A 20,797-nucleotide genomic window follows, 5' to 3' on the forward strand; every position below is an offset into this window, starting at 1 on the left:
TAGGTGCAACGTAGTTCAAGCAGCAGTAACGACCACTCAATAATTCGCCCACAACCCCGGTGTCGCCAGCTCCAGCAGATGTGCATCGGGATCGCGGAAGTAAATGCTTTGCCCGCCGCCTGGCCATTGCGTGCGGCCTTCGATGACGACACCGCAGGCATGCAAATGGTTTTCCCAGCCGGGCAGGGCATCGGTTGCGATGGCCAGTGCAAAATGCTGGCGCCCATTGCCGTCATGCGGCGGAATCGTGCCGCCCGGTAGCGTGACCGTCGCTGAGGTGCTGCCTTGCAGAAACAGCAACAAGACCTGCCCGGGCGCAATCCCATAGGCAGCCATGCGCGCATCACGATGCATCGGTTGCAGGCCCAGTACACGTGCGTAGAACGCGCATGCGCGTTCCAGATCCGCCACATACACTCCGGTTTCCAGCACGCCCTGTAATGCAGGGGGCATGGATACCGGCGTCTGGCTCATGCCGCCAGTGCCTGCCGCGGATCCTGGCCCGGTTCGACATGCACGTAGAGCACCGGCAAGCCATGCGCTTCTAGCACGGCGGCCATCTGTCGCTGGCGCGCCAGATAGTGCTCGTACACACCGCGCAGGCGTTCGCAGTTTTCGCGGTCGTGTGCGTAGTAGTCGCACCAGCCGGCCGGGTCGAACAGGGCGATGCGTACTTCGCCATCGGTGTAGCGCAACACCGGCTCGGGTGGTTGTTCCAGCCATTCTTCGGTTTGGGGTGCCAACAGCGCGGCTTCGATCAGCGGCCACAGCGGCGCTAAGCCCTGGTTGTCGTACTGCATCGACATCATCGCCGCCAGATCGTTGGCGGTGAGATAGCGCGCATGCTCGATGCGGGCGCCAAAACTCTCCTGCGCCAGCAACGCGGTGTCGGCCTGCGCCATGCCCTGAGCGAGCAAGACTTCTTCCATTGCATCGGCCACGGTGGCGACCGTTTGCGGATCGCCGGACAGAAGGAACGGCAGCACGCGCAGCCCACCGCCTACCAGCTGCGCATCGGCCCGGAACGGCAGCGGAATCTCGCCCTGCGCATCGGCACCGAAGGCCAACACGCGCGGGCCCTGGTCACGACCAGGTGCGCGCGCTTGCAGCTCTTCCAGACGCCGATGCAGTGGCCAGCCGGGCCGCAACACTTCGGCCGGATCGAAATGCGCCAGCGCCACGCTCAGTTCCAGATCGCGGATTTCGGGGATCCATTGCGCCAGATCGCGGCCAATGCGTTCGGCCAGCATGCCGGCCTGTTCGGGCGCCAATGCGCCACGCTCGGGCGCGCTTCCGCCGGTCAATTCCAGCGCCAGCACACCCATGGCAGTTACGCCGTGTTCGGTCTTACTCATGATTCGCGGTTGGCCCATCACGGGGTCGAAGCTACACTGCGGGCCATTATCCCTGCCGGCCCTGTGCAGGCCATGTCCCCGAGTCCTCCATGCCAGGTCAGCCGATGCCCGCAGCCCGTCCCGTCGCCATTCTGGGCGGCGTTCGTATCCCGTTCTGTCGTCAGAACACCGCATACGCGGATGTGGGCAACCTGGGCATGTCGGTGCGCACGCTGGGCGCGCTGGTCGAGCGCTTCGGGCTGCATGGGCAGCAATTGGGCGAAGTGGCGATGGGCGCGGTGATCAAGCACTCCTCGGACTGGAACCTGGCGCGCGAGGCGACGCTCTCGTCCGGTCTGTCGCCGCTGACGCCGGGCATCACCCTGCAGCGCGCCTGCGGCACCAGCCTGGATTCGGTGATCACCATCGCCAACAAGATTGCGCTGGGGCAGATTGATTCGGGCATTGGCGGCGGCTCGGACACCACCTCCGAAGTGCCGATCGTCTACGGCAAGAAGTTGCGCGCGCGGCTGTTGGCCGCCAATCGCGCCAAGGCCACCGGCGACAAGCTCAAGACGCTGCTGCGCGGCTTCAAGCTGGCCGAGCTCAAGCCGGAATTTCCTGGCGTGGCCGAACCGCGCACCGGCAAGAGCATGGGCGACCACTGCGAAGACATGGCCAAGGAATGGAACATCTCACGCGATTCGCAGGACGAATGGGCGGTGGCTTCGCACCACAAGCTGGCCGCTGCGTATGAGCGCGGTTTTTTCGATTCGCTGATCGCCCCGTTCCGCGGCGTCTCGCGCGACAACATCCTGCGCGCCGACACCTCGCTGGAAAAGCTCGCCACGCTGCGCCCGGCCTTCGACAAGACCTCCGGCCGTGGCACGCTTACCGCGGCCAATTCGACCCCGCTGACCGATGGCGCCGCCGCGGTGCTGCTGTCCAGCGAAGCCTGGGCGCTGGCGCACGGCCACACGCCAATGGCCTATCTGCGCGACGCGCAGGTGTCGGCGGTGGATTTCGTGCACGGCGAAGGCCTGTTGATGGCACCGACAATTGCGGTGCCGCAGATGCTGGCGCGCCAGGGCCTGACCTTGCAGGACTTCGACATCTACGAAATCCACGAAGCTTTCGCCGCGCAGGTGCTGTGCACGCTGCGCGCATGGGAAAGCGAGGATTACTGCCGCAACCGGCTGGGCCTGGATGCGCCACTGGGCCGCATCGACCCCGACAAGATCAACCCGCTGGGTTCGTCGCTGGCCACCGGCCACCCGTTCGCCGCCACCGGTGCGCGCGTGGTGGCGACTGCCGCCAAGCAGCTGGAAGAACGCGGCGGCGGCCGTGCATTGATTTCGATCTGCACCGCCGGCGGCATGGGCGTGGTGGCGATCGTCGAGCGCTGATGCCGCTGCGCGACACGGGATTGGGCATTCGGGATTCGGGAATTCGCAAAAGTAGAAGTGAATCCGTTCTTACGAATCCCAATCCCGAATCCCAAATCTAAACTTGCAAGGACACATGGATGTCGAATACTGATGGACGTGAGCCACCCACGCTGTATCTGACCCCCGCACACGGCGATGTGTGGCGCGAGGACGATGTACTGGTGTGCACGCCGGGCGCGAATCTGCCGCCGCGTTGCATCAAGTGCAATGCGCCGACCGACATGCCATCGCGTCGCTACATCTTTCATTGGCATCACCCGGTGATCTACCTGGCGTTGCTGATGGGGGTGCTGCCGTATGTGATTCTGGCCATCGCGTTGCGCAAGCGTAGCGCGCATGTGTTGACGCTGTGCGCGCACCACGAGCAACGCCGCGTGCGCTATGTGGCCATCACGATGGCATCGGTGCTTGCCTTGCTGGTGTGCGGTCTGTCGTTGCCGAGTGAGCTGCGCTGGGTGATCGGCGCCGGCGTGATGGCGGTGATGCTCGTGGTCGGCAGGCTCGGTGCGCGGGTGCTGTCGGTACAGTCGATCGATCACCAGCAGGCACGCTATCTCGGGGCTTGCGACGACTTCTTGCGGGCGTTGCCGGCCGCGCCATAGTTGCTGCGGATTCGATCCAGATCGCGCATCACCAGAACCATGTAAAAGGGCCGCATGGGCCGAGTGTTCACCGCTCAGTGCACAACGAATACGGAAGTGCCCAAGCTGTCACGATACGCAGTGGATGAGTTGCGGCGTCTTCTCGAGGCGACGCCCAAGGCTGTGAGCGGCGATAGGCCAAGCGCAATTTCGTCGATGAACTGCATACCTGCATGACGCGCATTGGCAAGCGTTGTCAGCCAAAAAGGTGCGGCGGTACGCGAACCGCATACCGCCGCTGTTTCGATTACAGAATGCGATCGTCCGATGCATGCGGATCGGCGGGCTGAGTGTCATCCGTCGCCATGATCGGCGCGCGCACGGACTGCTGCGGCATGCCGTCGTGCACCGGTTCGCCGCGCGCAGCGCGCAAGGCATTGGCGTAGCAATGCTGGGCCGACAGCAGATCGCCTGATGCGGCAAAACCGTGTCCCAGCTCTTCCCAGGCTTCGCTACCGGCGCCGTTGGCGATCGCGCGATGCAGGAATTCTTCGGCCTGCGACCACTGCTGTTGATGACGTGCGAGCCGCGCCAGGGTTAGCAGCAGGCCCGGACTATCCGGGTATTGAGTCAACCAGCGCTGCGCACTAGCGCGGCGCGAATCGTATTTTTCCAGCGGCAGCACGCCGTACAGCCGCACCAGCGATTCGTCCCATTGCGCGTCCAGCGCCTGCTCCAGGCTATGCACGGCCGCATCGTCCCAATGCAGTACGGCCGCGCGCTGCGCGTAGGCGCCGACCACCGCTGGCGTGGTGCGCAATGCTTTAGCCAATGCTTCCCAGCGCTCGGCCAGCGCATTGGCGTCGCTGGCCTGCAACAGGGTCTGCTCGGCCAGCGTCGCTTCCAGCGTGCTGTAGGCATCGGGCGCCAACACCGCCTGCTGACGCAGGGCGCCAAGCTGGCCGTAGGCTTCGTCGGCGCGGCCGATCTGGGTCAGTGCATGCGTGCGCAGCAGTAGTCCGCGTGCCGGTAGCGGCTGCGCGTTGGCGCTATCGAGCGCATTGATCGCTTCCACCGGGCGCTGGCGTGCCAGATGCCGCTCGCCCTGCAGCAGTGCATAGGCGGTGGGATCGCGCTCGGCCAGTTGCTGTGCAAGTGCAGTCGCGGCCGCGTCATCGCCGCGCGCATCGGCCACCCGCACCGCCGCGGCCAGGGCAATGCCGCTCACTTCATCGTCTTCGCTGGCACTGACCAGCAGCCGCTCGGCACGCTGCCATTGGCCATGATCGGCAGCGCGCAGGCCTTCGATCAAACGCGCACGGCCCTTCTTGCGGCGGTATTTGCCCCACACGCGAAATGGCAGGCTGATCAACGTCCATAGCAGCCATAGCACCAGCAAGGCGATCAGCAGCATCAACAGCGCTTGCGGCATGGCGGCGTGGTAGTCGTTGCCACCTACGCTGACCACCACGTTGCCCAGGTCGTAGCTGTTTTGGTGCGATAGCCACTGCGCACCAAGCACGCCCAGCGCCACGGCAACCAGCAGAATCAAGACGGTACGCAAGACTTTCATTGGGTGGATCTCCCTTCACGCATGGCCTGCAGTTGCAGCAGGGTGGTGCCCAGTTCCGGCAGGCGCGGACGCAGTGGCGCTTGTTGCAGGCCGCGCAGGCGTGTACGCAGCTGACGACGTTGCGGCGAGTCCGGCCACAGCCGGGTGGTCCAGGTATCCACGCGGCGCAGCGATTGTGCGAACCCGACGGCATCGCCGCGTTCTGCGGCTGCACGGGCCAGGCTGATTTCGATTTGCAAAGCATCGCGCGCGGCATGTCGATCACTGCCGTTGAGCAAGGCATCGCCGCGGCTGGGACGAATCTCCACCAACGGTGACAGCACCTTTTGCCACCATGGTTGCGCCGCGCCGCTGTCCTGTGCGGTCTGCTCCGGCAGGCGCTGCAGTTCGGCCGCCACGCTGGCCAGGGTCTGGCCGACTTCCGCCTGCGGGCCTGCGCCGAGACGATCTAGCGCATCGCGTTCCTGCACCAATGCCTGACGCAGATTGAGGTAACCGGGGTCGTCGATGCCGTTGAGCGCGCCGTTGGCCAGCGCATACGCACGCCGCGCGCCGTCAGCATCGCCGGCGATGCTCAGCCGTTGCTGGCCAAGCCGCAGCAGCAGCTCCACTTCATCCAGACGCAGCGCCTGCGCGCCGTGACGATTGGGGTCGGCCAGCTTCTGCACGGTGTCTTCGAGCAACGCGCTGCGTTGACTCATGCCCAGCATTTCATCGCGCAGCACACGGTTGGTGGCGGCCGCATCCTGCAGGCGCTCGTTAGCCAGGCGCTGATCGCGGCGCAGTGTTTCCAGCATTTGCTGGGTGCCATCCCAGCGCTGCTGCTGCGCCTGCTCAGCCTGCAATTGTGCGGCTTGATAGCTCTGCCATGCGCGCCAGCCCAGGAACAGCGCAACGCCAGCGGCCGCCACGGCCACTGCAAGCAGCAGCCATGCCAAGGGAAAGCGTCGCATGGGAGCGGGCATTTCGGTCATTCGGACATCCTCGGGCGGTCATAACCGGCGCAGGCGCCGCAGTCATCTGCCACAGCATGGCGTGCAGCGGCGGACACTCGCAAGCTGTGCATGACTTCCCAGTTCAGCAAGGTCGCGGTGGTGTCACGATCGCTGCCGCAGCAGCGGCAAGCTGCATTGGCAGTGGACCTTCTGCGCGTATGACATGGATGAAGCCAGCGGCGTGCGCGGCATCCAGCATCCGATCGCTGGACGCGACTACCGGCCGCTGTTGCCATCTCTCAATCAGTGCAGCAGGCAGCTGTTGCAGGACCAGCGTCAGTGCTTCGGCACTGCTCAATGCCAGCACGCTGCGCGGCAATGCGTGCGCGAAGGACTGGATGGCCGACGCGCGCAAGCGCAGCGGGATGCGTTGATAAACATCGACACGCACAATGCGCGCACCGCGCTGTTCCAGCGTTGGCGCCAGCACGCCACGTCCGCCGGGTGCGGTGATCAGCCCGACGGCCTGCAGCGGCGCCTGCAGCAGCGGCAGCGCGAGCAGGCCTTCGCTATCCATGCGCGTCGGGCGCACCACAGTGTCGATGCCGCAAGTCTGCAATGCGCGTGCAGTGCCATCGCCTACGCTCATCCAGTGCGCCTGCGCCGGGCGCTGCAGCGGCGCCAGCCGATGCGCCGCGTGCACGGCCGCCGGGCTGGTGAACACTGCAATCGGTGCTGCCAGCGCCTGCTGCAGCGCGTCCCGCACCTGTGCGGTGTCGTTGGTCTGCAAACGCCACGGCGACAGCGCGAGCACGCGCCCGCCATGCCGGGCAACTGCCCGCCGTAGCGGCGCGTGTTCGCCGCCGGGGCGCAGCGAAATAAGGGTCCAGGCAGCATCGGGATGGGCAAGGCCGGTCATGGCGTGATTATGCGAGAGCGCTGACACCTGCGGCGCACTGTCGCCGCATCCAGGTGTGCCAGTGCGGATCGATGGCGAAGTGTCGGCAGCGGGAGCGATGTTTTGGCTCCCTGACTGGCGCCATTCGTCTCAGTCCAGAACCTATTGCAACCGCTGGGAATCCCGTCACGATCCTGGCCTGCAACCGTGCTGGAGTGGCGTCGTGATCAAGTCCTACCTTATCAATATGCAGCGCAGCAGCGACCGGCTACAGGCCATGTCGGCGCGCTTCGATATGCTGGGCCTGCCGTTCGAGCGCATTGCAGCGGTGGATGGCGCCACGTTGACGGCCGAGCAGATCGCCGACTTCATACGCGAGCGCCCATTGGAAGGATCGGGCGATGCCTTCAGCACGGGCCCGCGCACGTGGACCGCATCCAACATCGGCTGCTTTCTCAGTCACCAGGCCGCGTGGCGCATTGCGGCCGACTCCGCTGACGCCTATACCGCAATTTTCGAAGACGACATGCATCTGTCCGATGCGCTGCCGACGCTGTTGCGCAGTACCGATTGGCTACCGGGTGGCAATAGCATCGTGCGCCTGGAGCCGTCCTATAACCGCATCAAGCTCGATGCCAAGGTTGCCGACGTCGCCGGGCGCCAACTGCGCCTGGTGCGCCCATCGACGTATCAACATTGCTGGCCGGTATGCGCGGGTGCGTTGATCATCAGCAGGGATGCCGCGCGATTGTTGCTGGCTGCGCAGGCCCGCTGGCACACCATGACCGATATATTTTTGTTCGGATGGAACGAGTCGCCAGTCGCGCACCAGCTGTCCACGTATCAACTCTCGCCGGCGGCTTGTATCCAGGACAAGTTCTTCCATACGGCGGCCGAAGACATCGTGTTCACCAGCACGATCGATGCGCCGCTGACACACGCGCAGAAGCAGCGCAGCACGCATTGGAAAGCAAAGGCCACCGCGTTGCTGCGGGTGGCGCAGGGCTATCGCAAGGTTGTGTTTGCGCCTTAGCGCGGGGACCGATGGTTGCGATGTCGCCCGGCGGGCATGTGGTCGGCATGGCTTGTTGATTGAGCTTGCAGTACAACGTTGCGCGCCATTCGGCCGGGCATGAAGTTTCGGTCGATCTGTTGCACGGAACTTCCAAGCGAAGCCAGCCCGTGCGTCGCGTGCGGCGATGACTGGATTCACCATGCGGTACCGCATGTCACGCAGTGCACAACACGCCCGCAGAACATTGCGGCATGATGCCGCCCTTCGCCGTCTTTCAGTCTTTGCCGATGACTCCTTCGTGCACGCTCGCATCCGCCCTGCAGTCACTGCAGTCGCAGTTCATCGCCATGCCACCGGTGCTGTCGATGGGCATCGCCGTCGATGGGTTGCACGAGGGTGCGCTGCGCTTGCGCGCGCCGCTGCAGGCCAACGTCAACGACAAGGCCAATGCGTTCGGCGGCAGCCTGGCCTCGCTGATGACGCTGGCCAGCTGGGGCTGGCTGACCCTGCAACTGCAATTGGTCGGGCACAGTGCCGATGTCTACGTCGCCGACAGCCAACTGCGCTATGTCGCGCCGGTCTACGAAGACCTGGTGGCCAATGCCGAGCCATCCGAGTTGGGCAGTTGGGAGACGTTTCTGGCGACCTTCCGGCAGCGCGGCAAGGCGCGCATCGGCATGCGCGCGCAGATCGCGCTGGGCTCGGGCGCCGCTGCGGCCACGTTGAGCGGGCGTTTCGTGGCGTTTCCAAAGCGGTAGGATGCGCGCTGGATCAGGGGGAATACGCATGCGTGCAGTCTTCACAATGGTCGTCCTGCTCGGGCTGGCAATGCTGAGCGGGGTGGTCAATGCCGGCAGCCGCGCGCAGGCGCGCGCGCTGGAAACCACCCAGGCCGCCTACACGGCCGCCGTGCGCTGGAACGACTTCGACGCCGCGCAGGGCTTCGTTGAGCCGGCGTATGCCCAGGCGCATCCGCTCAGCGACCTGGAACGGTCGCGCTACGAGCAGATCCAGATCTCCGGCTACCGCGAGGTGCGCGTGGGCCAAGACTCCAACGGCGACCTGCGCCGCGAGGTCGAATTGCGGGTGATCAACCGCAATACCCAGGCCGAACGGCTGGTGCGCAGCATCGAGATCTGGCGCTGGAATCCCGAGCAGAAGCGCTGGTGGCTAGCCAGCGGCCTGCCCGATTTGTGGAAAGGCCAGTAGTCCGGCCCCTGCGCGCTGGGCCTCGCGTGCGCCAGCTGTGCGACAATTCCCGCCCGCTCGACTGACCCTGACCCCGTGAATTTCGAAGAGCTGCAGGCCTTTGTCGGCCGCAACCCCATGTTGTCGCTGGCCCTGGTGGGCCTGACCATCGCGCTGATCGTCACCGAGGTCGCGCGTCTGTTCCGCGGCTATCGCGCGCTCACGCCGGCCCAGCTGACCCGTCTGATCAACAGCGACAACGCGCTGGTGATCGATCTGTCGCCGACCGCCGATTTCGAAAAAGGCCACATCGCCGGCAGCCGGAATGTGGCATTGGCCAAGTTCGACCCGGCCAGCAAGCTGCTGGCCAACGCCAAGGCCTCGCCTGTGGTGGTGGTCTGCCGTAGTGGCACCACCTCCGCTGGTGCAGCCAAGACGCTGAAGAAAGCCGGCTTCGAGCAGGTGTACTGGCTCGAAGGCGGCGTCGCCGCCTGGCAGATGGCCGAGCTGCCACTGATCAAGGGCCGCTGATCCGCCTTGTGCGGCGCCCGCCAAGCCCCCATTGCTGGCGTGAGAGACTCACACTTTCACGTCTGCATCACTCAACGCTGCATCCACCGAACCGTTTCTGGAGTTAGGAATGTCCGACGAAATCCTCAACGGCGCCGCTGCGCCGGCCGACGCCGCTGCTGGCCCCGCCTTCACTATCGAAAAGATTTACGTCAAGGACGTGTCCTTCGAATCGCCAAACGCACCGGCCGTCTTCAATGACGCCAACCAGCCCGAGCTGCAGCTGAACCTCAATCAGAAGGTCCAGCGCCTCAACGACAACGCCTTTGAAGTGGTGCTGGCCGTGACCCTGACCTGCACCGCCGGTGGCAAGACCGCCTACGTGGCTGAAGTGCAGCAGGCCGGCGTGTTTGGCCTGGTTGGCCTGGAGCCGCAGGCGATCGACGTGCTGCTCGGCACCCAGTGCCCGAACATCCTGTTCCCGTACGTGCGTACGCTGGTCAGCGACCTGATTCAGGCCGGCGGCTTCCCGCCGTTCTACCTGCAGCCGATCAACTTTGAAGCCCTGTATGCAGAAACCCTGCGCCAGCGCCAGAACGAAGGCACCTCGCTGGCCGATTCCGAGCCGGCTGGCAACGCCTAAGCCTTATTGCGCCGATGAGCGATTCGACCCACAAGATCGCCGTTCTCGGCGCCGGTTCCTGGGGCACGGCCCTGGCCGCGCTGCTCGCCAGACACGGTCACCCGACCGTGCTCTGGGGCCGCGATGCGGCGATGGTGGACACCATCGACCGCACCCATGAGAACGCGCGTTATCTGCCGGGCATTCCACTGCCCGACAGCCTGCGTGCCACCACCGACCTGCAGGCAGCCGTCGCTGACGCCACCTGGATTCTGGTGGTGGTGCCCTCGCATGCGTTTACCGAGACCATTCGGCTGATCGCACCGCTGCGCCCAGCGGGTGCCGGCGTTGCCTGGGCAACCAAAGGTTTCGAACCCGGTTCCGGGCGGTTTCTGCATGAAGTGGCGCGCGACATCCTCGGCCCCAAAGTTCCGCTGGCCGTGGTGACCGGGCCCTCTTTCGCCAAGGAAGTCACGCTCGGCCTGCCGACCGCCATCACCGTGCACGGCGACGATGCGATGTTTGCACAAGTGGTCGCCGACGCGATGCATGGTCCCACTTTCCGCGCCTACACCGGCGACGACATGGTGGGCGCCGAGCTGGGCGGTGCGATGAAAAACGTACTGGCTGTGGCCACCGGCGTGGCCGATGGCATGCAGCTTGGTCTCAATGCACGCGCCGGTTTGATCACGCGTGGCTTGAACGAGATGCTGCGTCTGGCAGCAGCGATCGGCGCACGTCCGGAAACCCTGATGGGTCTGGCCGGTTTGGGCGATCTGGTGCTTACCTGCACCGGCGATTTGTCGCGCAACCGTCGCCTGGGCCTGGCGTTGGGGCGTGGGCAGAGCTTGAACGATGCGATCCGCGAGATTGGCCAGGTGGTCGAATCAGTGCAGACGGCCGATGAGGTCATGCGCCAGGCCGAACACCACGGCATCGAGCTACCGATCTCCAACGCCGTGCGTGCGGTATTGCATGGCGAAATCACCCCGGAAGCAGGCTTGAAGGAATTGCTGGCACGCGAGCGCAAGCCCGAGTATCCGCAGACCTTGTTTACCTGACGACTGGGCGGCACTTGGGTGCCCATCGCGAAGATGCATAACAAAACGCCCGGCAATGCCGGGCGTTTTGTTGATGGGCTGCTGTGCGGCGCATGGGGAGCCTGGGCGGATCAAGTGTCAGGCACTGGTACGCACCCAACGCGAACGCGGCCACGTCCTCGTGGTGGTGCATCGTTGGCGAGGATTCCCCGTGCAAAACGCCGCGGTGCGTGGCGTGTGCTTACAAACCGCCAACCGATCGCCCAAAAGAAAAAAGCCCGGTCGGGGGACCGGGCTTCCAATGCAACGCGGGAGAGAGAGTCGCGCTGCAGTTAGACGTGCGGCTTACCAGCTGAAGCGCGGGCCGACCGACCATTCCTTGTTGCCGTCGCCATCCATACGGATGTCGCCGTTGATGCCCCAGTTCTGGTTCAACTTCACCTGGGCGCCAAGGCGGCCGTAGAAGTTGTCACCGATGTCGATGCCACGCTTCTTGGAGAAGTCTTCGTAACCAGCCAGTGCATAGACTTCGAAGTGCTCGCCGAAGGCATTGCGCAGGCCGGCTTCAACGCTGTAGCCGTCGAAGCTGACGTTCGGGGTGTCCAGGTCCAGCTTGCGGTATGCAACGCGGGCAACGAAGTCCGTGCTGGTGGCGATTTCGTGGTTATAGCCCACGCCAACGCCCCACTGCTGGAAGTCGGAGTTGGTGTTTTCGAACAGGTTGTCGTTGTCGTCAGCGTTCTGCTTGCTGTAATCGCCGAACACGTGGAAGTTCGGAGCAACGGCATAGGATGCCTTCACGCCCCAGCCGTCCGCATCGCGGCCGTCGGTCGGAGTGCGCACGTAGTCGCCTTCGACGAAGTTGTAGGAGAGGTTTTCAGCAGCCGAAGCCGCAAACGGCAGAGCTGCGAGAAGGCCGAGGGCCAGCAAAGAAGTCTTCATGATCGGGATACCTCTACTTTTTTGATTGGACCGGCGCTGAGGCGAATGCCGTTCGCTGCCGAGATGTAAATTCTCCGTTATTCGTTGGAACGCGACATGAATTTTGAACTGACCAGGTGATGAATCATCGCACCAGATTCAGCTGCGCTTTCTTGTGTTGCCTGATCGTGTGCATACAGCACGTGCAAAAGGTGACGCTCTAGCGCTTACACAGCGCCGATGTGAGACGTGTGTGCCCAACTGCATGGACCGCCTGATTTTCCAGCGTTTTTACGCGAACTCGTTACACGAGCACATTGCACTGACATCACCGTTGGGAGCATTGCACGCTTGTTGAACACACGCGTGGAGCTGCATCGTGGCGAAGAACAGAACGTTGGCGCGCTTTTTGGCCGAGACGCTGCAGAGTGCTGGGGTTGAGCGGATCTGGGGCGTGACCGGCGACAGCCTCAATGGCTTGACCGACGCCTTGCGCGAGATGCAGACCATCGAGTGGATGCATGTGCGGCACGAAGAAGTCGCCGCGTTTGCGGCGGGTGCCGAGGCGGCGGTGACCGGTCAGCTGGCGGTGTGCGCCGGCAGCTGCGGGCCGGGCAATCTGCATCTGATCAACGGGCTGTTCGATTGCCATCGCAGCCGCCAACCGGTGTTGGCGATTGCCGCGCATATTCCTTCGTCCGAAATCGGGTTGAGCTATTTTCAGGAGACCCACCCGCAAGAGCTGTTCCGCGAATGCAGTCATTTCGTGGAGCTGGTGACCAACCCGGCGCAGCTGCCGGAAATGCTGCATCGCGCGATGCGCTCGGCGATCCTGCAGCAAGGCGTGGCTGTGGTGGTGATTCCGGGCGATATCGCGCTGCTGGAGGTCGACAAGCATGTCTCCAGCGCGTGGCCGGCACTGCGTCAGCCGCGTGTGTTGCCTGCCGCCGAGGATGTTCAGCAACTGGCCGCGCTGTTGCAGCAAAGCAAAGCGGTGACCTTGTTGTGCGGCAGTGGCTGCGCTGGCGCGCATGATGCGGTGGTGGCCTTGGCCGATACCTTGGGTGCACCGGTGGTGCATGCGCTGCGCGGCAAGGAATACGTGGAGTGGGAAAATCCGTTCGATGTCGGCATGACCGGCCTGATCGGTTTCAGTTCCGGCTACCACGCGATGCTCAACTGCGACACCTTGATCATGCTGGGCACCGATTTTCCGTATCGGCAGTTCTATCCGAAGGACGCGACCATCGTGCAGGTGGATCGCGACCCGAGCGCGCTCGGTCGGCGCACCCCATTGCAGCTGGGCATCGCCGCCGATGTCGGCGAAACCATCGCGGCATTGCTGCCGCAGCTGCAGCGCCGTGAAGAGCGCGGCTTCCTGGAAAAATCGCTTGCGCACTATCGCAAGGCGCGCGAAGGGCTGGACGATCTTGCGGTGCCGGCAGATCCGGGCGAGCCATTGCATCCGCAATTCGTGACGCGGCTGATCAGCCAGATTGCCGATCAGGATGCGGTGTTTACCTGCGATGTCGGCACGCCCACGGTGTGGGCAGCACGCTACTTGCGCATGAACGGCAAGCGCCGCTTGCTGGGGTCGTTCAATCACGGCTCGATGGCCAATGCGATGCCGCAGGCGCTGGGCGCGCAAGCAGCATTTCCTGGCCGGCAAGTCATTTCGCTGTCGGGCGATGGCGGCTTTGCGATGCTGATGGGAGACTTCATTTCGCTGGCACAGTTGAATCTGCCGGTGAAGGTGGTGGTGTTCAACAACGCATCGCTGGGTTTCGTGGCGATGGAAATGAAGGCTGCCGGTTACCTGGATACCGGCACCGAGTTGCGCAATCCGGACTTTGCCGCGATGAGCAATGCGATGGGCATTCTCGGCATTCGCGTGGATGAGTCGTCGCAGTTGGAACGTGCATTGCGGCAGGCCTTCGCGCATTCGGGTCCGGCGTTGGTGGATGTGCGCATTGCCACGCAAGAGCTGGCGGTGCCGCCGGCGATCAAACTCGAACAGGCCAAGGGCATGGGCCTGTATCTGCTCAAGGCGGTGATGAGCGGGCGGGGCGATGAGGTGATCGAGCTGGTCAGGACCAACCTGCGTTAATTCAGTTGCACTCACGCACACTGGCTGACCTCTTCAGGCCGCTTCGCCCATGCCCCGTTCGCTGCTCCGGCAACTGTTGCTGATCTGGATGGTGATCGTGGCCGCCTGCTTGGGCGTGGCCACGATGTTGTACGGCTTGTACCGGCAGACCGAGGGCGTGCGGCTGGAGGAGGCACGCCAGCAATTGAGCGGCCAATGCACGCGCATCGTGCAGCGCTATGCCGGGGCCAGCGAGGCGGCGCGGAGTGGTGACGATGGCGTGGGCCTGGCAGCGGTGGTGGTGCACCTGGTGCTGGCCGATGCCCCAGGTGTCGAAGGTGGTGTCTGGGACCTGCATAAAGGCTTTGTTGCCTACGCGTACCCAACCTACGACGGCAGCGATCACAAGACCGATATTCCCGCCGCGGAATGGGCCAATATCGTCAGTACGGCGCAGCAGAGCGTGCGACAGAATAAAGCGACGCAGTACCGCCGCGACGGCCGCCGCGAGGTGCTGCTGATCAGCGCCTGCCCGCTGGCATCGAACAGCGCGGCATGGACGATGACGCGGGTGCCGGCCAGCAAGGCCGATGCCTGGCGGCCGTTGGTCGTCGGCATGCTGTTGATCTTCGCGATGGTGGCGATGTCGGCGATTGCGCTGGGCGTGTTAGTGCGGCGTTGGAGCCAGCGTCTGCAGCGCATCCAGCAGGCGCTGGCCGCCGACACCGAGACGCCACACATTCCGCCGACCGGCACGCCGGAGCTGGACCGGCTGGGTGCAGCGGTCAATGACTATGCGCAACGCAACGCGCAGGCATTAGCGCAGACACGCCGCCTGGCCGACGAGCTGTCGCGACACGAGCGACTTGCCGCACTCGGGCGCATGACGGCCACGGTGGCGCATGAAATCCGAAACCCGATCGCCACGATGCGGTTGGCGCTGGAAAACGAGATCGCGCGCCGCGATGCGACGCCGGACGATGCCGCGCATGGCGAGTTGATGCTGGGGCAGATCCGTCGCCTGGATGGCGTGGTCGAGAGCCTGCTCGGCATGGTGCAGCCGATTCGCCTACACCTGGAGACGGTGGTGGTGCAGGACTGGCTGGCGACGCTGCTGGAGCAGAGTCCGTTGCCGCCGGGCACGCCAGCGCCCCGCTTGCTGCTGCCGGCTGCGCCGCTACGCTGGACCCTGGATCCGCAGCAACTCGGCCGCGCGGTGCACAACCTGTTGCGCAATGCCGTGCAGCACGCCGACCCAGGCAGCGAGGTCATGCTGCAAGCGGCAGACGTGGAAGGCATGCTGCAACTGCAGGTGTCCAACCGTGGCGCGGCCATCGCCGAACCGATCGCTGCGCACTTGTTCGAACCTTTTGTCAGTGGCCGTACTGACGGCAATGGCTTGGGCTTGGCGCTGGTGCGCGAGATCGCGCGCGCGCATGGCGGGCAGGCGCGCTACGCACATGCCGACGGGCTGACGCATTTCATCCTGGAGTTGCCATGGCGCGCATCTTGATCATCGACGACGATGCGGCGTTTCGCACGACCTTGCAGGCCACCTTGCGCTCGCTCGGGCACACGGTGGTCGCGGCCGACAACGGGCCGGACGGGCTGGCGCGGCTGAGCGAAGGCGGGATCGATATGGCGTTCGTGGATTTCCGCATGCCGGGCATGGATGGCATCGCGGTGCTGCGTGCACGTCTGGACGATGCGCAGGCGCGGCAGGTGCCGCTGGTGATGCTCACCGCCTATGTGTCCAGCGGCAACACCATCGAAGCGATGACGCTGGGCGCCTTCGATCATCTGGTCAAGCCGGTGGGCCGGGCCGACATCGTCGAGGTGGTGGAGCGCGCGCTGCTCAGCCGTGCCGATGCCCAGGCAGCAGCGACGGAAACGCCACAAGCACCGCCCGAAGACGACGATGCCTTGGTCGGCCACAGCCCGGCGATGCGCACGGTGCACAAGCGCATCGGGCTGGCGGCAGCGTCTGATCTGCCGGTGCTGATCACCGGTGAAACCGGTACCGGCAAGGAGCTGGCCGCACGCGCCTTGCATCGGGCCAGTCCGCGTGCCAGCGCCCCGTTCATTGCGGTCAACTGCGCGGCTATTCCGCTGGAGTTGATGGAGAGCGAGCTGTTCGGCCATCGCAAAGGCGCGTTTTCCGGCGCCAGCAGCGACCGTCCTGGTCTGATTCGCGAAGCCGATGGCGGCACCTTGTTTCTCGACGAGATCGGCGACATGCCGCTGCCGATGCAGGCCAAGCTGCTGCGCTTCCTGCAGGAAGGCGAGGTGACGCCGTTGGGCGGCAGCGGCCCGCAGAAGGTCGATGTGCGCGTGCTGGCCGCTACCCATCGCGACCTGGCAGCCTGCGTGGCCGACGGGCGCTTTCGCAGCGATTTGCGTTACCGCCTCAATGTGGTGCCGATCGAATTGCCGCCATTACGTGAGCGCGGCCAGGACATTCTGCTATTGGCTCAGCACTTTCTGAGTGCCAATGCAGCGCGCGCGCAGAGCCTGTCGCCGGCTGCGCAGGAGCGCCTGCTTGCGCACCGCTGGCCGGGCAATGTGCGCGAGCTGCGCAACGTCATGCAGCGCAGCCAGGTCATGGTGCGTGGCGCCAGCATCGATGCGGCGGATCTGGACGAAGCGCTGGCCGAGGCCGGCGAGGCGCCGTCAACTGTCGCGTCGGCGCTGACCGGAACGCTGCCCGAAGCGGTGGCGCGGCTGGAAAAACAGATGATCCAGTCGGCCCTGGAACAGAGCCAGGGCAACCGCGCCGAGGCCGCGCGCCGGCTGGGCATCCACCGGCAACTGCTCTATCGCAAGCTGGAAGAATACGGCTTGTGACCATCGCACGCGCATCGACCTTAGACCAGGCTGCAGGTGTCTCCGAAGCGGACAGTGTGGATGAAATGCAGACGCCTTCATCCCGACACTGGACGATGAAATCCTTATTAAAACAATCACTTAGTAATTGGCACGATTACTGCTTTGTCTCTGGTACGCGGCCCCTTCCCGCCGCGCTGGAGACATCCCCATGATGCGTCAGACCGTTCTTGCAATTGCCTTGGCCTGCACCATCGGCGCCGCCGCCGCACAAGTTGCCGCCCCGTCGCCGTCGCCGGCTCCCAATGGCCCGATCGGCGGCCCGCCGGCCCCGCCGACCCCCGTCGCCGCCACACCGGTGAGCGTGAGCGGTACTGTCGAGCGCTTCATGCTCACTCCCAATGGCGACGTCGACGGCCTGTGGCTGCGCGACGGCACCCAGGTCGGGTTCCCGCCGCATCTGTCCACCGAAGTGAAGGCGGCCGTGCGTGCCGGCGACAACGTGGTCGTGCAGGGCTTCCGCCTGGGCAATCTGCCGGTGCTGCAGGTCAGTTCGATCCGCTCCGGCCGTAGTGGCCGCGAGGTAGTCGATCGCCCGCCCACCTTCGGTGCGCCGCCACCGCCGCCGCCGACCCCGGGTCAGCTGACCCCGCTGCAGGCCGATGGCAAGATCCAGCGCCTGGTGTATGGGCCCGCCGGCGAGGTCAATGGTGCGCTGGTCAGCGATGGCACGGTGGTGCGTATGCCGCCGCATCTGGCGCTGCAGTTCGCCGATCTGTTGCGCGTCGGCGCACCACTGAGCGCTAGCGGCTTTGGCGTGGCCACCCCGGACGGCCGTGCGATCGAAGCCACCCAGCTGGGCCGTGACCGCTCCTCGCTGCGTACGTTGTTTACCGCGCCGCGTCCGGACGGCCCGCTGCCGCCCCCGTCGGGTGCTCCCGTCCCGCCGGCTGGTCGTTAAGTCGCGCCAGACGTTTCGTGTTCGTTGGTTTCCTCCGCTGGCCACGCCCCACGTGGCCAGCGGCTTGATCGGCACTGCCGGTCTTTTTTCGGAGTAACACCATGCATTGGGTCGACCCTGATTTCCTCCCCGCCACCCGCGGCACCCTGGCGCGTTTCCTGCTCAATCCCAAGGCCGATATCGATGGCCTGCTGCTCACCGATGGCACCGAAGTGCACACGCCGCCGCATCTGTCGGCTGCACTGCTGAAGGCGCTCAAGCCTGGCAGCGCGCTCACGGTGCGTGGGCTCAAGCCGCGTGACGTGGACATGCTGGTGGCGTTGGCGATCGATCCGGAAGGCGGCAAGCGCATCCTGGATGAAGGCCCGCATGGGCCGCACGCCAAGCCCAAACCCAAGCCACCCGGCAAACCGCCCAAGCCGGAAGTCGCCCAGCACAGCGGCACCGTCACCAGGCTGCTGCACGGTCCGCACGGGCAGGTGCATGGCGTTCTGCTCGACGACGCGGTTACGGTGCGGTTTCCGCCGCATGCCGGTGGCGACTTCGCCAAACAACTAGTGGTCGGCAAGCCGCTGGTGGCAGAAGGCGATACCAAGGCCACGCCGCACGGTGTGCTGATCCATGCCCACGCCTTGGGCGCCAAGGCGGCGACGCTGAAGCAGATCGAGCACCCGCCGCACGGCCCCGGGCACAAGCCCAAACCCAAACCCAAACACTAGGAGCCGGATATGCGGCCAACGCGCGCGGTTGAGATGCTTCCCCTCTGGTCTGCCACGCGCGCCGGCGTGTGCGCTGGCGTTGCAACCGGCACTGGAGCATTGCCATGCCGATGACCAAGGCCAGACCACGCGGGACGCGCGCGCTGGAAGCATTGCACTTCAGCGTGGCCGATGTGCAGGACGGGCTGGGTCCATTCCTTAGCGTGTTCCTGCAATCCAAGGGCTGGTCGGTGGCAGCGATCGGCACGGTGATGAGCGTGGGCGGCATTGCCGGCATGCTTGCCACCACGCCGGCCGGCGCGCTGGTCGATGCCACCCGGCGCAAACGCGCCGTGGTGGTGGTCGGCTGCCTGGCGATCTTGCTTGCCACTGCGTTGATCTGGCTGCAACCCACCTCGTCCGGCGTGGTTGCCGCGCAGATCGCCTCGGCATTGGCGGCGGCCGGCATCGGCCCCGCATTGACCGGAATCACCTTGGGTTTGGTGCACGCGCACGGCTTCGACCATCAACTGGCGCGCAACCAGGTGGCCAACCATGCCGGCAACGTGCTGGCCGCGGTGCTGGCCGGCTGGTTGGGATGGCGCTATGGGTTCGCTGCGGTGTTTCTGCTCACCGCGTTCTTCGGTGCCTTGGCGCTGGTGGCCGTGCTGGCGATTCCGGCCGCGGCCATCGACCACCGCGCAGCGCGCGGTCTGGCAAGCAACAGCGACGGCGATGCGCTCAGTGGCTGGCGCGTGTTGCTGACATGCCGCCCGTTGGCGCTGTTGGCGGTCACGTTGGGGCTGTTCCATCTGGGTAATGCGGCGATGCTGCCGCTGTACGGCATGGCGATCGTGGCTGCGCATGCCGGCGACCCCAGTGCGTTGACCGCCACCACCATCGTGGTGGCACAGGCCACGATGGTGGTCGTCGCATTGCTGGCGATGCGCTGGATTCGTGTGCACGGGCATTGGTGGGTGTTGCTGGTGGCGTTCATGGCCTTGCCATTGCGCGCGCTGGTGGCGGCATCGGTGATCCATGGTTGGGGCGTGTTTCCGGTGCAGATCCTTGATGGGCTCGGCGCCGGCTTGCAGAGCGTGGTGGTGCCGGCGCTGGTCGCGCGGTTGTTGCAAGGCACCGGGCGTGTAAATGTCGGCCAGGGTGCAGTGATGACGGTGCAGGGCATCGGCGCGGCGCTGAGCCCGGCGTTCGGTGGCTGGCTGGCGCATGCCTTCGGTTACCGCACTGCATTTCTGGCGTTGGGCACGATTGCGTTGCTGGCGGTGGCCTTGTGGGCCAGCTGTCGCGGCATGTTGCAGACGGCGACCGCTGCGCAGACGGCGGCGTAAGCACAGCGCGGTGGGCGCAAGTGCGTGCGACTCGATTGAGGTCTGTTGCGGCTTGCGCGCGATCTACTCAATGCACTGGCAGGATGCCCAAGTGCGATGTGGGCAAGGTCGAGCGATGGCAGGCAAGGCGCGTAGCGAGCGTGCAAAGAAGGCGGCACGCGGGATCGCTTCAACGTCGGCTGGCCGTACGGTGTCTCTCGTCGATCAGGAGTGGACACAAAAGATCGCGTGTGATCGACGAAGGTCTACGTGCCTCACTCACGATCTCAACGGAAGCGTGGCAGTGCCGGCCCGGTGAGCGAGTGCGCTGCCTTGTCTCATTGCGTGCAGGCGTGGCTATTGGCCGCCAGCAAAATTCCATTGCCGCCAGGCTTCGAACACCATCACTGCAACGGTGTTGGACAGATTGAGGCTGCGGTTGTCCGGGCGCATCGGCAGACGGAGCCGGTGCTGCGGTGGAATCGACTCCAGCACCTCGGTCGGCAGGCCGCGGGTTTCCGGGCCGAACAAAAACGCATCGCCATCGGAGAACTGCGGTGTGTCGTAGCGCACCGTGCTGCGGGTGCTCAATGCAAACACGCGCTTGGGCGCGATGGCGGCCAGGGCACTGGGCAAATCGGCATGCACCTTGAGCGGTGCGTATTCGTGATAGTCCAGGCCGGCGCGCTTGAGCTGCTTGTCGCTGAGGTCGAAGCCGAGCGGCTCGATCAGGTGCAGGCGCGCGCCGGTATTGGCGCACAGACGAATCACATTGCCCGTGTTGGGCGGAATTTCGGGCTGAAACAGAATGACATCGAGGACAGGTGCTGACATGC

The 20,797-nt window shown here is 65.0% G+C and carries 21 protein-coding genes; 14 read left to right on the top strand and 7 right to left on the bottom strand.

Annotated elements, in window-relative coordinates:
• Positions 1-36: 36 nt before the first annotated feature.
• The gene (locus KWO_RS00830) at positions 37-474 is read right to left on the bottom strand and encodes a VOC family protein (RefSeq protein ID WP_010370627.1); all 438 of its coding nucleotides are present in this window, start codon (positions 472-474) and stop codon (positions 37-39) included.
• A complete protein-coding gene (locus tag KWO_RS00835) occupies positions 471-1,355 on the bottom strand; it encodes a hypothetical protein (protein ID WP_017112150.1) in 885 nt (294 codons plus the stop codon). Before KWO_RS00835 ends, KWO_RS00830 begins: the two co-directional genes overlap by 4 nt.
• An 89-nt stretch (positions 1,356-1,444) precedes the next feature.
• On the opposite strand from KWO_RS00835, the gene KWO_RS00840 reads away from it, so the two are divergent.
• Positions 1,445-2,740, top strand: coding sequence for an acetyl-CoA C-acetyltransferase (locus KWO_RS00840; protein ID WP_010370621.1), 1,296 nt, complete (start codon positions 1,445-1,447; stop codon positions 2,738-2,740).
• Between the two features lie 119 nt (positions 2,741-2,859).
• Positions 2,860-3,384 (top strand): hypothetical protein, encoded by a 525-nt coding sequence (locus KWO_RS00845; RefSeq protein ID WP_010370618.1) that lies wholly within the window; start codon positions 2,860-2,862, stop codon positions 3,382-3,384.
• 286 nt (positions 3,385-3,670) lie between these two features.
• On the opposite strand, the gene KWO_RS00850 is transcribed toward KWO_RS00845, so the two are convergent.
• The 3 genes from KWO_RS00850 to KWO_RS00860 all read right to left on the bottom strand — a co-directional run bounded on the left by KWO_RS00850 (position 3,671) and on the right by KWO_RS00860 (position 6,790).
• Positions 3,671-4,936, bottom strand: coding sequence for a heme biosynthesis protein HemY (locus KWO_RS00850; protein ID WP_017112149.1), 1,266 nt, complete (start codon positions 4,934-4,936; stop codon positions 3,671-3,673).
• On the bottom strand, positions 4,933-5,910 hold the full coding sequence (locus KWO_RS00855; protein ID WP_017112148.1) for a uroporphyrinogen-III C-methyltransferase: 978 nt from the start codon (positions 5,908-5,910) through the stop codon (positions 4,933-4,935). The genes KWO_RS00850 and KWO_RS00855 overlap by 4 nt, the downstream gene beginning before the upstream one ends.
• Before the next feature lie 103 nt (positions 5,911-6,013).
• A complete protein-coding gene (locus tag KWO_RS00860; RefSeq protein WP_010370608.1) occupies positions 6,014-6,790 on the bottom strand; it encodes a uroporphyrinogen-III synthase in 777 nt (258 codons plus the stop codon).
• Between the two features lie 202 nt (positions 6,791-6,992).
• Here KWO_RS00860 and KWO_RS00865 point away from each other — a divergent pair, with 202 nt between their 5' ends.
• From KWO_RS00865 to KWO_RS00890, 6 genes are all read left to right on the top strand, one after another.
• The gene (locus KWO_RS00865) at positions 6,993-7,802 is read left to right on the top strand and encodes a glycosyltransferase family 25 protein (RefSeq protein ID WP_010379840.1); all 810 of its coding nucleotides are present in this window, start codon (positions 6,993-6,995) and stop codon (positions 7,800-7,802) included.
• A 269-nt stretch (positions 7,803-8,071) separates the two neighbouring features.
• Positions 8,072-8,542: a YiiD C-terminal domain-containing protein gene (locus KWO_RS00870; RefSeq protein WP_017112147.1), complete on the top strand. Its 471-nt coding sequence runs from the start codon at positions 8,072-8,074 to the stop codon at positions 8,540-8,542.
• Positions 8,543-8,570: 28 nt separating this feature from the next.
• Complete coding sequence (locus KWO_RS00875) at positions 8,571-8,993, top strand: hypothetical protein (protein ID WP_010379842.1); 423 nt, start codon at positions 8,571-8,573, stop codon at positions 8,991-8,993.
• A gap of 75 nt (positions 8,994-9,068) precedes the next feature.
• Positions 9,069-9,503, top strand: coding sequence for a rhodanese-like domain-containing protein (locus KWO_RS00880; RefSeq protein ID WP_010370595.1), 435 nt, complete (start codon positions 9,069-9,071; stop codon positions 9,501-9,503).
• A 109-nt stretch (positions 9,504-9,612) separates the two neighbouring features.
• Positions 9,613-10,125 carry a protein-export chaperone SecB gene (gene secB, locus KWO_RS00885; protein ID WP_010370592.1) on the top strand — a complete coding sequence of 171 codons (513 nt, stop codon included), beginning with the start codon at positions 9,613-9,615 and terminating at the stop codon, positions 10,123-10,125.
• 14 nt (positions 10,126-10,139) lie between these two features.
• Positions 10,140-11,165: an NAD(P)H-dependent glycerol-3-phosphate dehydrogenase gene (locus tag KWO_RS00890; protein ID WP_010379844.1), complete on the top strand. Its 1,026-nt coding sequence runs from the start codon at positions 10,140-10,142 to the stop codon at positions 11,163-11,165.
• 324 nt (positions 11,166-11,489) lie between these two features.
• Here the strand turns inward: KWO_RS00890 and KWO_RS00895 are convergent, their stop codons facing one another.
• Positions 11,490-12,086 (bottom strand): OmpO family porin, encoded by a 597-nt coding sequence (locus KWO_RS00895; RefSeq protein ID WP_010370585.1) that lies wholly within the window; start codon positions 12,084-12,086, stop codon positions 11,490-11,492.
• Positions 12,087-12,462: 376 nt separating this feature from the next.
• Here KWO_RS00895 and poxB point away from each other — a divergent pair, with 376 nt between their 5' ends.
• From poxB to KWO_RS00925, 6 genes are all read left to right on the top strand, one after another.
• Positions 12,463-14,172 (top strand): ubiquinone-dependent pyruvate dehydrogenase, encoded by a 1,710-nt coding sequence (gene poxB, locus KWO_RS00900; protein WP_026113229.1) that lies wholly within the window; start codon positions 12,463-12,465, stop codon positions 14,170-14,172.
• Positions 14,173-14,221: 49 nt separating this feature from the next.
• Positions 14,222-15,664 (top strand): sensor histidine kinase, encoded by a 1,443-nt coding sequence (locus KWO_RS00905; RefSeq protein ID WP_010370581.1) that lies wholly within the window; start codon positions 14,222-14,224, stop codon positions 15,662-15,664.
• A complete protein-coding gene (locus tag KWO_RS00910) occupies positions 15,649-16,995 on the top strand; it encodes a sigma-54-dependent transcriptional regulator (protein WP_010379847.1) in 1,347 nt (448 codons plus the stop codon). Before KWO_RS00905 ends, KWO_RS00910 begins: the two co-directional genes overlap by 16 nt.
• A gap of 190 nt (positions 16,996-17,185) precedes the next feature.
• Positions 17,186-17,935, top strand: coding sequence for a hypothetical protein (locus KWO_RS00915; protein ID WP_010370576.1), 750 nt, complete (start codon positions 17,186-17,188; stop codon positions 17,933-17,935).
• Between the two features lie 101 nt (positions 17,936-18,036).
• Positions 18,037-18,654 carry a hypothetical protein gene (locus KWO_RS00920; protein WP_010379848.1) on the top strand — a complete coding sequence of 206 codons (618 nt, stop codon included), beginning with the start codon at positions 18,037-18,039 and terminating at the stop codon, positions 18,652-18,654.
• A gap of 104 nt (positions 18,655-18,758) precedes the next feature.
• Entirely contained in the window at positions 18,759-19,982 is a 1,224-nt protein-coding gene (locus KWO_RS00925; RefSeq protein WP_010379849.1) for an MFS transporter, read from the top strand.
• Positions 19,983-20,318: 336 nt separating this feature from the next.
• On the opposite strand, the gene KWO_RS00930 is transcribed toward KWO_RS00925, so the two are convergent.
• Complete coding sequence (locus tag KWO_RS00930; protein WP_010370568.1) at positions 20,319-20,795, bottom strand: tRNA (cytidine(34)-2'-O)-methyltransferase; 477 nt, start codon at positions 20,793-20,795, stop codon at positions 20,319-20,321.
• Positions 20,796-20,797: the final 2 nt, after the last annotated feature.

Origin of the sequence: Xanthomonas vasicola pv. musacearum NCPPB 4379 (assembly GCF_000277895.2) — a bacterium.
GTDB classification, from domain to species: Bacteria; Pseudomonadota; Gammaproteobacteria; order Xanthomonadales; family Xanthomonadaceae; genus Xanthomonas; species Xanthomonas vasicola.